The sequence below is a fragment of the Pseudomonas sp. P4_C1 genome, from assembly GCF_056402155.1.
Genome location: NZ_JBFUHY010000108.1, coordinates 1 through 12,205 on the forward strand (window position 1 = coordinate 1; position 12,205 = coordinate 12,205).

General features: G+C 60.2%; 9 protein-coding genes. 2 read left to right on the plus strand and 7 right to left on the minus strand.

The window, feature by feature from the left end; all coding sequences use genetic code 11:
* Positions 1-50: 50 nt before the first annotated feature.
* From AC1DU9_RS28220 to AC1DU9_RS28235, 4 genes are all read right to left on the minus strand, one after another.
* Positions 51-1,310 carry an OprD family porin gene (locus AC1DU9_RS28220; protein WP_223464016.1) on the minus strand — a complete coding sequence of 420 codons (1,260 nt, stop codon included), beginning with the start codon at positions 1,308-1,310 and terminating at the stop codon, positions 51-53.
* Between the two features lie 442 nt (positions 1,311-1,752).
* Positions 1,753-3,213 (minus strand): efflux RND transporter outer membrane subunit EmhC, encoded by a 1,461-nt coding sequence (emhC, locus tag AC1DU9_RS28225; protein WP_223463808.1) that lies wholly within the window; start codon positions 3,211-3,213, stop codon positions 1,753-1,755.
* Positions 3,213-6,374: an efflux RND transporter permease subunit EmhB gene (gene emhB, locus AC1DU9_RS28230; protein WP_223463809.1), complete on the minus strand. Its 3,162-nt coding sequence runs from the start codon at positions 6,372-6,374 to the stop codon at positions 3,213-3,215. Before emhB ends, emhC begins: the two co-directional genes overlap by 1 nt.
* A 3-nt stretch (positions 6,375-6,377) precedes the next feature.
* A complete protein-coding gene (locus tag AC1DU9_RS28235) occupies positions 6,378-7,535 on the minus strand; it encodes an efflux RND transporter periplasmic adaptor subunit (protein WP_223463810.1) in 1,158 nt (385 codons plus the stop codon).
* A gap of 264 nt (positions 7,536-7,799) precedes the next feature.
* Between AC1DU9_RS28235 and emhR the strand changes: the two genes are divergently transcribed.
* Positions 7,800-8,432 carry an efflux system transcriptional repressor EmhR gene (gene emhR / locus AC1DU9_RS28240; RefSeq protein ID WP_223463811.1) on the plus strand — a complete coding sequence of 211 codons (633 nt, stop codon included), beginning with the start codon at positions 7,800-7,802 and terminating at the stop codon, positions 8,430-8,432.
* Between the two features lie 355 nt (positions 8,433-8,787).
* On the opposite strand, the gene AC1DU9_RS28245 is transcribed toward emhR, so the two are convergent.
* The 3 genes from AC1DU9_RS28245 to AC1DU9_RS28255 are packed head-to-tail and all read right to left on the minus strand — an operon-like array spanning position 8,788 to position 11,370.
* Complete coding sequence (locus AC1DU9_RS28245) at positions 8,788-9,837, minus strand: alkene reductase (protein WP_223463812.1); 1,050 nt, start codon at positions 9,835-9,837, stop codon at positions 8,788-8,790.
* 30 nt (positions 9,838-9,867) lie between these two features.
* Positions 9,868-11,034 (minus strand): MFS transporter, encoded by a 1,167-nt coding sequence (locus tag AC1DU9_RS28250; protein WP_223463813.1) that lies wholly within the window; start codon positions 11,032-11,034, stop codon positions 9,868-9,870.
* 33 nt (positions 11,035-11,067) lie between these two features.
* A complete protein-coding gene (locus tag AC1DU9_RS28255; RefSeq protein WP_223463814.1) occupies positions 11,068-11,370 on the minus strand; it encodes an ArsR/SmtB family transcription factor in 303 nt (100 codons plus the stop codon).
* Between the two features lie 170 nt (positions 11,371-11,540).
* Here AC1DU9_RS28255 and AC1DU9_RS28260 point away from each other — a divergent pair, with 170 nt between their 5' ends.
* Entirely contained in the window at positions 11,541-12,119 is a 579-nt protein-coding gene (locus AC1DU9_RS28260; RefSeq protein ID WP_223463815.1) for an acyl carrier protein phosphodiesterase, read from the plus strand.
* Positions 12,120-12,205: the final 86 nt, after the last annotated feature.

Here is a 12,205-nt window from a genome sequence, read left to right on the forward strand (position 1 = left end):
GCCTGATACACCGCCATCGCGAGCAAGCTCGCTCCCACAGGGGATTGTGTTTACAACAGGCTGATCGGATAGCTGATGATCACGCGGTTCTCATCGAACTCATTGTTGCTGTAGTCGCGACGCATGGTCGAGTTGCGCCATTTCAGGTTCAGGTCCTTCAGCGCACCGCTCTGCACGGTGTAGCCCAGTTCACTTTCACGCCCCCATTCCTTGCCATCGGTGATGCTGCCGGTGTGCACATTGTCGCCGCTGATATAGCGGTTCATCAGAGTCAGGCCCGGCACGCCGAGGGCGACGAAGTTGTAGTCGTGGCGTACCTGCCAGGAGCGTTCCCGGGCATTGTCGTAGCTGGAGTTGTAGCTGTCGTTGGCCAGGGTGCCGCCGCTGGTGCCGTTGACCCGCATCCAGGCGTTGTCGCCGGTGAGTTTCTGCAGGCCGACATAGAACGTGTTGCCGCCGTACTTGGCCGAGAACAAGCCGTACATGGTTTTGTTGTCCAGCTCGCCAGCCCGGGCGCTGCCGTCATCCTTGCCGTAGAAAAAGCCCAGGTTGGCGCCCAGGGTCCAGTCGCCAAGCGGCTGGCTGTGGATCACGTTGACGAATTGCTGGCTGTAAATGTCCTTGAGCTCGGCGTTCCACAGACCGATCTGGGTGCGCTTGTCATTGAACAGGTACTCGCCGCCCTCGAAGTTGAAACGGTCGGAGGTGAACGCCGCTTTGCCGGTCATCGACATGTCGCCCATGCTGCTGTCGTCCCGTGGGCTGTTCTGGCGGAACTGGCCGCCGTAGAGCGTCAGGCCATTGATTTCCTTCGACGTGATCTGGCCGCCGCGGAAGGTTTGCGGCAACGAGCGACCGTCGTCGGAGCGCAGGATCGGCAGTACCGGCATCCACTCGCCGACTTTCACTTCGGTCTGCGACAGCTTGGCCTTGAACGCCACGTTGGTGCGGCCGAAGTTGTCTGCCGGGCGACCGTCGTGATCCAGCGGCAGCAGTTGCGTACCACCGGTACCTTTGCCGCCATCAAGCTTCACCGAATACAAACCGAGCACATCCATGCCGAACCCGACGGTGCCCTGGGTGAACCCGGATTTGGCGTCGAGGATGAAACTTTGCGTCCACTCTTCGGCCTTGCCCTGGGCCTTGGTCGGGTTGGTGAAGTTGCGGTTGATGTAGAAGTTGCGCAGGTTCAGGTTGACCTTGGCCCCATCGACGAAGCCCGACTCTTCGGCATAGGCGGGCAGGGCGGCGCTGGCCAGGGCGGCGACGATCAGGCTGGGTACGAAATACTGCGCGGTGGAAGACGTCATGAGCTCGGGTCTCTCTAATTCTTGGGGATGAAGCGCGGTGATGCCGCAACCCGGGGTTGCAGACGAATTTTCGAAATCAGTACAAACGAAGCGGATCAGCCGGAGAGGGCAAGGCGCGGGGGCATGGTGTCGAACCTGTTGTTATTGGTTTTGTGGTTCGGATGGTGCGTGGAATGTACTGGATGGTTCAATCGTAAAAAGCGGGTTTTGGGCGATTATCGAACGCAACATGACGCAGTGTTTTATGGTGTCAGCACCGGCCTCATCGCGAGCAAGCTCGCTCCCACAGGGGATTGGTGTTGAATACAAAAACTGTGTTCACACTGAAGATCCAATGTGGGAGCGAGCTTGCTCGCGATGGTGCCATCACTGACAACGCAACTTTTCTCGCAGCCAACAAAAAGCCCACCAAAAAGGTGGGCTCCGTGTTTTCACAGCGCTATCAGAAATACTTCATCTTCGGCGCTTCTTCTTTCAACGGCTCGTTCTTTGCCGTTTGTTCGTTCCAGCCACCACCCAGTGCCTTGTACAGATTGACCTGGCTGACCAGCTGCGCCAGGCGGTCGGTGATCAACACCTGTTGCGCACTGAACAGCTGACGCTGGGCATCGAGGAAGGTCAGGTTGCTGTCGACACCGATGCGGTAACGACGCTCGGCCAGGCGGTAGTATTCCTGGTTGGCACTGACGAAATCTTTCTGTGCCTGCAACTGCTGGACGTAAGTCTCGCGGGCGGCCAGGCCGTCGGCGACTTCCTGGAAGGCTGTTTGAATGGACTTCTCGTAGTTCGCCACGCCGATGTCTTTCTGGATTTTCGAGTAATCCAGACTGGCGCGCAGGCTGCCGGCGTTGAAGATCGGCAGGTTGATCTGCGGCTGGAACAGCCAGGTGCCCGAACCGCCCTTGAACAGGCCGGACAGGTCCGGGCTCAGGGTGCCGGCATTGGCCGTCAGGCTGATGCTCGGGAAGAACGCTGCCCGCGCCGCGCCGATGTTGGCGTTGGCGGCCTTCAGGTTGTACTCGGCCTGAAGGATGTCCGGACGACGTTGCAGCAAGTCCGACGGCAGGCCGGGCGGCACGTCGCTCAACAGGTCGTCGTCAAGTGGTTTGGCCGCTTGCAGGTTGGCCGGGACACCGGTGCCGAGCAGCAGCACCAGGCTGTTCTCGTCCTGGGCGACCTGACGGGTGTACTTGGCCAGTTGCGCACGGGCGTTTTCCACCGAGGTACGCGACTGCGCCAGGTCCAGGGCCGAGGCGACCCCGACTTCGTTGCTGCGGGCGGTGAGCTTGTAGCTCTCCTCGAAGGTGGCCAGGGTGTCCTGGGTCAGCTTGTACAGTTCCTGGTCGGCCTGCCAGGTCAGGTAGGCATTGGCCACGCTGGCCACCAGGCTGATCTGTGTGCTGCGGCGGCCTTCTTCAGTGGCGAAGTACTTCTGCAACGCTTCTTCGTTCAGGCTGCGAACCCGACCGAACAGGTCGAGTTCATAGGCGCTGATCCCGACTGTGGCCGAGTTGGAGCTGACGATGCCGGTTTGGCCGGTCTGCGAAGCGTTAGACGGAACGCGCTGACGGCTGCCGGTGCCGTTGGCCGAGACGGCCGGGAACAGATCGGCACGGGAGATGCGGTACTGCGCCGCAAACGCGTCGATGTTCAGGGCCGCGACACGCAGGTCACGGTTGTTTTCCAGGGCAACCTGGATCAGCTGTTGCAGCGCCGGGTCATGGAAAAACTGCTTCCAGCCCTGCTCGGCAGCGGCTTGCGCCGGTGCCTGGGCCGGCGAATACGCCGGGCCCTGCGGGTATTGGCCCGCCACCGGCGCTTCGGGCTGCTGATAATCAGGTATCAGCGAGCAGCCACCGAGCACGAAGGCGGCGACTGCCAGGGAGAGTAGCGACTTGCTCATTAGCCAGCCTCTTGAGGAGTTTCAATGGCGTCATCCTGGTCGGCGATTTTACGCTGGCCAATGGACGACACGGTGACGAAGAACAGTGGGACCCAGAAAATCGCCAGCACAGTGGCCGTGATCATACCGCCGATCACACCGGTGCCGATTGCATGCTGGCTACCGGAACCCGCGCCGGTGGATATCGCCAGTGGTACCACACCCAGAACGAAGGCGAGCGAGGTCATGATGATCGGTCGCAGACGCATGCGACTGGCTTCAATTGCCGCATCGCGCAGGCTACGCCCTTGTTCGTGCAGTTCCTTGGCAAATTCGACAATCAGAATGGCGTTTTTCGCCGCCAGACCAATGGTCGTCAACAGACCTACCTGGAAGTACACGTCGTTGGACAAACCGCGCAGGCTGGTGGCCATCAATGCACCGATGATCCCCAGCGGCACCACCAACATCACCGCGATCGGAATCGACCAGCTCTCATACAACGCCGCCAGACACAAGAACACCATCAGCAGCGACAGGGCGTACAGCGCTGGCGCTTGCGAACCGGACAGACGTTCTTCGTACGACAGACCGGTCCAGGAAATACCGACACCCGCCGGTAGCTTCTGCGCGATGGCTTCGACTTCGGCCATGGCTTCACCGGTGGAATAGCCAGGCGCCGGGGCCCCGAGGACTTCCATCGCTTCCACGCCGTTGTAGCGGGCCAGTTTCGGCGAACCGTAAATCCACTCGCCCCTGGCGAACGCCGAGAACGGAACCATGGTGCCGCTGCTGTTGCGCACGTACCACTTCTGCAGGTCTTCAGGGTTCATTCGAGCGCCTGGCTGGCCTTGCACGTAAACCTTTTTCACGCGACCGCGGTCGATGAAGTCGTTGACGTAGCTACTGCCCAGGGCAATCGACAGGGTGTTGTTGATATCGGCGATGGTAATGCCCAGGGCACTGGCCTTCTCGTCATCGATTTCCAGTTGGTATTGCGGTTCGTCGTTCAGGCCGTTCGGACGCACCTGAGTCAGAATCTTGCTTTGCGCGGCCATGCCGAGGAACTGGTTGCGTGCAGCCATCAGTTTGTCGTGGCCGATGCCGGCGCGGTCCTGCAGGAACACGTCGAAACCGGTGGCGTTACCCAACTCCAGTACCGCCGGTGGCGCGAAGGCGAACACCATGGCGTCACGGAAGGTGAAGAAATGCTGTTGGGCGCGGGCCGCTACCTTGAACACGTTGTTGTCGGCGTTACGCTCGTCCCACGGCCGGAGCATGATGAACGCCATACCCGAACTCTGGCCACGGCCGGCGAAGTTGAAGCCGGTTACGGTAAACACCGAGTTCACCGCATCGCCTTCACCGCCATCCTTGCCCGGACGCAGCAGGAATTCACGCATCTCGTCCACGACCACCTGGGTGCGCTGGGCGCTGGAACCGGCCGGGGTCTGCACCTGGGCAAACAGTACGCCCTGGTCTTCTTCCGGCAGGAACGCCGTTGGAATACGGGTGAACAGCCAGATCATGCCGACGACGATGATCAGGTAGGCCAGCAGGTACGGGGCCTTTTGCGCGAGCATATTGCCCACGCCACGCTCGTAGCTTCTGACGCCGCGGTCGAAGTTGCGGTTGAACCAGCCGAAGAAGCCGCGTTTCGGGGTGCCGTGCTCGCCTTTCGGAATCGGCTTGAGCATGGTCGCGCAGAGCGCCGGGGTGAAGATCAGTGCAACCAGTACCGACAGGGCCATGGCCGAGACGATGGTGATCGAGAACTGCTTGTAGATCACACCGGTGGAACCGCTGAAGAACGCCATCGGCAGCAGCACCGCCGACAGCACCAGGGCAATACCCACCAGTGCGCCCTGGATCTGGCCCATGGATTTCTTGGTGGCTTCCTTGGGTGACAGGCCTTCTTCGCTCATCACCCGTTCGACGTTTTCCACCACGACGATGGCGTCGTCCACCAGCAAGCCGATGGCCAGCACCATACCGAACATAGTCAGGGTGTTGATGCTGAAACCGGCTGCCGCGAGGATCCCGAATGTACCCAGCAATACTACCGGCACGGTCATCGTGGTGATGATGGTGGCGCGGAAGTTCTGCAGGAACAGGAACATCACCAGGAACACCAGTGCGACCGCTTCGACCAGGGTGTGAACCACGCCTTTGATCGATTCGGTCACCACCGGAGTAGTGTCATACGGGAACACCACTTCCATCCCTTGCGGGAAGAACGGTTTGAGGTTGTCGATGGTCGCGCGCAGGGCTTTGGCCGTATCGAGAGCGTTGGCACCGGTGGCCAGTTTCACCGCCAGGCCGGATGCCGGGGCACCGTTGAACTGGGCGTTGATGCTGTAGTTCTCACCCCCCAGACCGACTTCGGCGACATCTTTGAGGCGAACCTGGGAGCCATCCTTGTTGACCTTGAGCAGGATCTTGTCGAATTGCTCCGCGGTCTGCAGACGGGTCTTGCCGATGATGGTCGCGTTCAACTGGGTGCCGGGCAGGGCCGGCAGGCCGCCGAGCTGGCCGGACGACACCTGGACGTTCTGCGCAGCGATGGCGGTCTTGGCGTCGATCGGGGTCAGGTTGAATTTGTTCAACTTGGCCGGGTCGAGCCAGATCCGCATGGCGTACTGGGAACCGAACACCTGGAAGTCACCGACACCGGCGGTCCGCGAGATCGGGTCCTGCATGTTCGACACGATGTAGTTGGACAGGTCGTCCTTGGTCATGCTGCCGTCACGCGACACCACGCCGATCACCAACAGGAAGTTCTTCACCGCCTTGGTGACGCGGATACCTTGCTGCTGCACTTCTTGCGGCAGCAGCGGGGTGGCCAGGTTCAGCTTGTTCTGGACCTGAACCTGCGCGGTATCGGAGTTGGTGCCTTGCTCGAAGGTCGCGGTAATGGTCATGGTGCCGTCGGAGTTACTTTCCGACGAGACATAACGCAGGTGGTCGATACCGTTGAGTTGCTGCTCGATCACCTGAACCACGGTGTCCTGCACGGTCTGTGCCGAAGCACCCGGATAGGCAACGGAAATGGCGATCGCTGGCGGCGCAATGCTCGGGTATTGATTGATCGGCAGTTTGAGGATCGATAGAGCCCCGACCAGCATGATCACCAGGGCGATTACCCAGGCGAAAATCGGACGGTCGATAAAAAATTTCGACATGGTTTACTCCCCTTTGTCGCCAGACGCTTTATCAGCTACCTGGGCGGGGGCCGGGTTCCTTACGGCTACGTTGGTCGCTTCACTGGCCTTGACTTCGATGCCGGGTTTGACGAATTGCAGACCTTCGGTAATCAGTCGATCGCCGGCCTTCAGGCCGTCTTCGATCAGCCATTGGTTACCGACGGTGCGGTTGGCCTTGAGATGACGCAGTTCGACCTTGTTGTCCGGGCCGACAACCAGTGCGGTCGGGGTACCCTTGAGGTCGCGGGTCACGCCTTGCTGCGGGGCCAGAATCGCCGCGCTGTTCACACCGGCCAGCAACTTGGCGTGCACGAACATGCCAGGCAGAAGGGTGTGATCAGGGTTCGGGAAAATCGCGCGCAGGGTGACGGAACCGGTGGTCTGGTCAACCGAGATTTCGGAGAATTCCAGCTTGCCGTCCAGCGTGTACTCGCTGCCGTCTTCGAGGGTCAGCTTGACCGAGGCCGCGTTGTCACCGGCTTTTTGCAGGCGACCGCTTTCCAGCTCGCGGCGCAGTTGCAACAACTCGACCGAGGACTGCGTCACGTCGACGTAGATCGGGTCGATTTGCTGAATCACCGCCATTGCGTCGACCTGGGCATTGCTGACCAGCGCGCCTTCAGTCACCGAGGAACGGCCGATACGGCCGGTCAACGGGGCATAGACCTTGGTGTAGCGCACATTGATCTGGGCGGTTTGCAGCGCGGCTTCCGATTGCAGGCGGTTGGCCACGGCGGTGTCGTATTCCTGACGGCTTACGGCTTGTTCGTCGACCAGTTGCTTGTAGCGGTCGGAAATCGATTTGGTCGAACGCAGGTTGGCCTCAGCGCTGGCGAGCGTTGCCTCATAGACCGAGGGGTCGATCTGATAGAGCTGCTGGCCGGCCTTGACGTCGCTGCCCTCCTTGAACAAACGCTTGAGAATGATGCCGTTGACCTGCGGGCGAACTTCGGCAATGCGGAACGCACTGGTACGACCTGGCAGATCGGACGTCAGGGTGAAAGCTTGCGGTTGCAGAGTCACGACGCCGACCTGAGGCGGTGGGGCGGCCGGTGCTGCCTCTTCCTTTTTGCATCCGCTGAGCAGCGATGCCAGGGCGAAGGCGGCGACCAGAGCGGTAACAGCTGGCTTGAATTGCATGAAAATCCTCGGGTCAGGCGCGCAAGGAGCGCACTAGAAAGGTGGAAGGTTGAAAAGTGGTTACCGAGTGGATAAGTAGCTTGCTAATGAATATACTTACGTACATGGCTGTTTGTAAATACCCGGGCTGCGTATCAACGCCGTTACACAAGCCGTTGAAAGGTTGGAAATGCAGGCCCGGGACGCCCCCCAGAACGTTCGCCCCACTTTTATTCAGCTGATATTCAGACATCGCTGAAGCACCCTGATTGAGGTTGTACTGCCATGGTCCGTCGTACCAAAGAGGAAGCTCAGGAAACCCGCGCACAAATTCTCGAGGCGGCCGAAAAGGCCTTTTTCGAGCGAGGTGTGGCGCGCACGACCCTGGCGGACATCGCGACCCTGGCCGGTGTCACTCGAGGGGCCATTTACTGGCACTTCAGCAACAAGGCGGATCTGGTACAGGCCATGCTCGACACCTTGCATGAGCCGCTGGAAGAAATGGCCAAGGCCAGCGAGAGCGAAGACGAACTGGATCCCCTGGGCTGCATGCGCAAACTGTTGATTCATTTGTTTCATCAAATTGCGCTGGACCCGAAAACCCGCCGCATCAATGAGATTCTTTATCATAAGTGCGAATTCACCGATGAAATGTGCGACCTGCGCCAGCAGCGCGTGTCAGCCAGCCTCGAATGCAATGTACGGATCGGCCTGGCCCTGAGAAATGCCGTGAATCGCGGCCAGTTGCCGGAAAACCTCGACACCGCCCGCGCCGCGATCAGCTTGCATGCTTATATAGACGGCATTCTGTACCAGTGGTTGCTGGCCCCCGACAGTTTTGAATTGCACACCGAAGCCGAGCGTTGGGTCGATACGGGGCTGGATTTGTTGCGCTTCAGCCCCAGCCTGCGTAAATAAAGCAAAATGCGTAATTAGCGCCTTGTGTGTCAACCGTTGAGGCCGCAGATGAACAGTTCTTCACGCGCTCTTCGACAATGGGGTGCTTTTATATACTCACGCTCGGCAGGTTGACAGGTAGCAAGCTCAGTATTTTGTAGGGAATTTGTGTCGAGTCTGTGAGCACCTGCCGATGATCGCGGCCCCTGTGGGAGCGAGCTTGCTCGCGATAGCGGTGTGTCAGTTGACGTCTTCGTTGATGGTTACGCCGCCATCGCGAGCAAGCTCGCTCCCACAGTGGATAGTGTCAAACCGTCAAATATTAAAAAGCCCCGGTTCTTTCGAGTCGGGGCTTTTGCGTTTCAACGGTTGCTGATTACAGCGATGGGTAGTCGATGTAACCGACCGGGCCTTTGGCGTAGAACAGCTCCGGACGCGCTTCGTTCAGCGGCGCGTCAGCCTGCAAACGCGCTGGCAGGTCAGGGTTGGCAATGAACGGTACACCGAAGGCGACCGCATCGGCCTTGCCGCTGGCGAGCAACGCGTTGGCGCTGTCCCTGGTGAAACGCTCGTTGGCAATGTATGGGCCGCCAAAGGCCTCCTTCAGTTGCGGACCGAGGCTGTCGGCACCTTCTTTCTCACGGGAGCAGATGAAGGCAATGCCACGCTTGCCCAGTTCGCGAGCGACGTAGGTGAAGGTTTCGGCCAGGTTGTCGTCGCCCATGTCATGCAGGTCGGCGCGTGGTGACAGATGCACACCCACACGGCCGGCGCCCCAGATTTCGATCGCCGCGTCGGTCACTTCCAGCAGCAGGCGGGCACGGTTCTCCAGGGAGCCGCCGTAGTTGTCAGTGCGCTGGTTGGTGCTGCTTTGCAGGAACTGGTCGAGCAGGTAACCGTTGGCGGCATGGATTTCCACACCGTCGAAGCCGGCCGCCTTGGCGTTCTCGGCTCCGACGCGGTAAGCGTCGACGATGTCAGCGATTTCAGCGGTTTCCAGGGCGCGCGGGACAGGGAAGTCGGCCAACGGACGAACCAGGCTGACGTGGCCCTTGGGCTGGATGGCGCTCGGCGCGACCGGGGCTTCACCGTTCAGGTACAAACCGTGGGAAATGCGACCCACGTGCCACAGTTGCAGGAAGATCTTGCCGCCCGCGCCGTGGATTGCCTTGGTCACGTTGGACCAGCCACGCACCTGATCGTTGGACCAGATGCCCGGGGTGTCCGGGTAGCCGACGCCCATCGGCGTCACCGATGTGGCTTCGCTGAGGATCAGGCCGGCGGAGGCGCGTTGTACGTAGTACTCGGCCATCAGCGCGTTGGGTACGCGGCCTTCATCGGCGCGGCAGCGGGTCAGCGGTGCCATAATGATGCGGTTGGCCAACTCGAGGTCGCCCAGTTTGATCGGATCGAAAATAGTCGTCATTTAAAGCAACCCTCGTGAGGTAATGGTTGATCAGTTGGTAGCAGGGGCCAGATCGGGATTGCCGCTCTGACGGAAAGTAATCAGGGTCACCAGCAGGGCGAGTACCGCCAGTGCGGCTGCGGCGAGCGGCACGCTGGTCAGGCCGAAGCCGTGGGCGATGACACTGCCGCCGACCCAGGCACCCAGGGCGTTGCCGATGTTGAAAGCGCCGATATTCAGGGTCGACACCAGGTTCGGTGCGGCGTTGCCGAAGGTCACCACGTTCACTTGCAGCGCCGGTACGGCGGCGAAGCACGCGGTGGCCCAGAGGAACAGGGTGATTTCGGTCGGGATCAGCGCGACGCTGGTCCAGGTCAGCACGGTGGACACCACGGCCATGGTGATGAACACGCCGATCAGCGTCGCAGCCATGCCTTTGTCGGCCAGCTTGCCGCCGATGATGTTGCCGACCGTCAGGCCCAGGCCGATGAGCATCAGGGTCCAGGTCACGCCACGGGGCGAGACGCCGGTGACTTCGCCCAGCAGCGGCGCGACATAGGTGAACAGGGTGAACACCGAGGCGGCAAACAGCGCGGTCATGCTCAGGGACAGCCAGATGCCGCCGCCCTTGAGTGCGGCCAGTTCGGCGCGCATGTCGAGTTTTTCTTCATCACGCTTGGCCGGCAGGAAGCGGATCAAGCCTATAAGTGCAATCACACCAATCACGGTCACGGCCCAGAAGGTCGAGCGCCAGCCAGCTTCCTGACCGAGGGCGGTGCCCAGCGGTACGCCGAGGACGTTGGCCAGGGTCAGGCCGGTGAACATCAGGGCCACGGCCGAAGCGCGTTTGTTCGCAGGCACCAGGCCGGCGGCTACCACTGAACCGATACCGAAGAAGGCGCCGTGGCACAGGGCGGTGACCACACGGGCGAACATCAGCACATCGTAGTCGCCGGCCACTGCGCAGAGCAGGTTGCCGACAATGAAGATGCCCATCAACGCTACCAGGGCGGCCTTGCGCGGCAGTCGGGCGGTGGCCAGCGCCATGAATGGTGCGCCGATGGCCACGCCCAGGGCGTAACCGGTCACCAGCCAGCCGGCACCAGGAATCGACACACCGAGGTCGGCTGCCACGTTGGGCAGCAGGCCCATGATGACGAACTCGGTGGTGCCGATAGCGAAAGCGCTCAAGGCCAGGATGAGTAGCGAGAGGGGCATGGGTATTTCCTTTTGGCTGGCTGACGTTAAGGGTCAGAGCTCTTTACTGAAGGTTTTGAGGAACTCCTGAATGGTTTCCTCGTTGCGTTTGAAAAAATGCCACTGGCCGACTTTGCGGCTGCTGATCAGGCCGGCGCGTTGCAGGGTTGCCAGGTGTGCGGACACCGTGGACTGCGACAGGCCACAACGTTGATCGATCTGCCCGGCGCAGACGCCGTGCTCGTTACTGTGGGACTGGTCGGGAAATTCGACGGTCGGGTCCTTGAGCCAGTGCAGGATTTCTCGCCGTACCGGGTGTGCCAGGGCTTTTATTATTTCGTCGAGATTCATGGTCATGATGTGGGCTCGTGATGTTTAAAACGCTATATCGCGATGAGGCGAACTTTAAATCGGTATTTCGCGATATACAAATATGATTTTGCTCTCATCCGCTCACATTTCGGTATATCGAGTTATAACGATATGTTGAGTGTAACAAGACAAGGGGGCAGTGCTAAGCTGCGCCCATGAACTATCTCGCACATCTTCACCTCGGTGGTCAGCGTCCCGGTCAATTGCTCGGCAGTCTGTATGGCGATTTCGTCAAGGGACGGCTGCAAGGGCAGTTCGCTCCGGAAATCGAGGGGGCCATCCAACTGCACCGCAGCATCGACGTGTTCACTGATCGCCATCCGCTGGTGGACGTCGCGTTGTCGCGTTTCTCCCTGACCCGTCGACGCTACGCGGGGATCGTGCTCGACGTGTTTTTCGACCATTGCCTGGCCCGGGACTGGACGCTGTATGCCGACCGGCCTCTGGCGTTGTTTACCTCGGACGTTTACCAGGTTTTGTCCAGCGAACGACAACTGCCGGAGCGGCTGGCGAAGATTGCGCCGCACATGGTGGCCAATGACTGGTTGGGGTCGTATCAGGAATTCGAAGTGCTGGAGCAGGTGTTGCGCGGGATCTCGCGGCGCCTGACCCGGCCGGAAGAGCTGGCGGCAGCGATGCAGGAATTGCGGCGGTTGTATGAACCGTTGAGCGAGGACTTCAGGTTGTTCTACCCGCAACTGCAGGCATTTGCCCGGAACTATCCAACAACATAAAACCACTGTAGGAGCGAGCCTGCTCGCGATTGCGGTCTGTCATTCAACAGAGATATTGAATGTTAAGCCGCTATCGCGAGCAGGCT

What these genes read in the sequence shown, in the direction of transcription:
- AC1DU9_RS28245 (WP_223463812.1), bottom strand. Translation starts at nt 9,837, where the DNA reads ATGACGACTATTTTCGATCCGATCAAACTGGGCGACCTCGAGTTGGCC.
- AC1DU9_RS28250 (WP_223463813.1), bottom strand. Translation starts at nt 11,034, where the DNA reads ATGCCCCTCTCGCTACTCATCCTGGCCTTGAGCGCTTTCGCTATCGGC.
- AC1DU9_RS28235 (WP_223463810.1), bottom strand. Translation starts at nt 7,535, where the DNA reads ATGCAATTCAAGCCAGCTGTTACCGCTCTGGTCGCCGCCTTCGCCCTG.
- AC1DU9_RS28220 (WP_223464016.1), bottom strand. Translation starts at nt 1,310, where the DNA reads ATGACGTCTTCCACCGCGCAGTATTTCGTACCCAGCCTGATCGTCGCC.
- emhR (WP_223463811.1), top strand. Translation starts at nt 7,800, where the DNA reads ATGGTCCGTCGTACCAAAGAGGAAGCTCAGGAAACCCGCGCACAAATT.
- emhB (WP_223463809.1), bottom strand. Translation starts at nt 6,374, where the DNA reads ATGTCGAAATTTTTTATCGACCGTCCGATTTTCGCCTGGGTAATCGCC.
- AC1DU9_RS28260 (WP_223463815.1), top strand. Translation starts at nt 11,541, where the DNA reads ATGAACTATCTCGCACATCTTCACCTCGGTGGTCAGCGTCCCGGTCAA.
- AC1DU9_RS28255 (WP_223463814.1), bottom strand. Translation starts at nt 11,370, where the DNA reads ATGACCATGAATCTCGACGAAATAATAAAAGCCCTGGCACACCCGGTA.
- emhC (WP_223463808.1), bottom strand. Translation starts at nt 3,213, where the DNA reads ATGAGCAAGTCGCTACTCTCCCTGGCAGTCGCCGCCTTCGTGCTCGGT.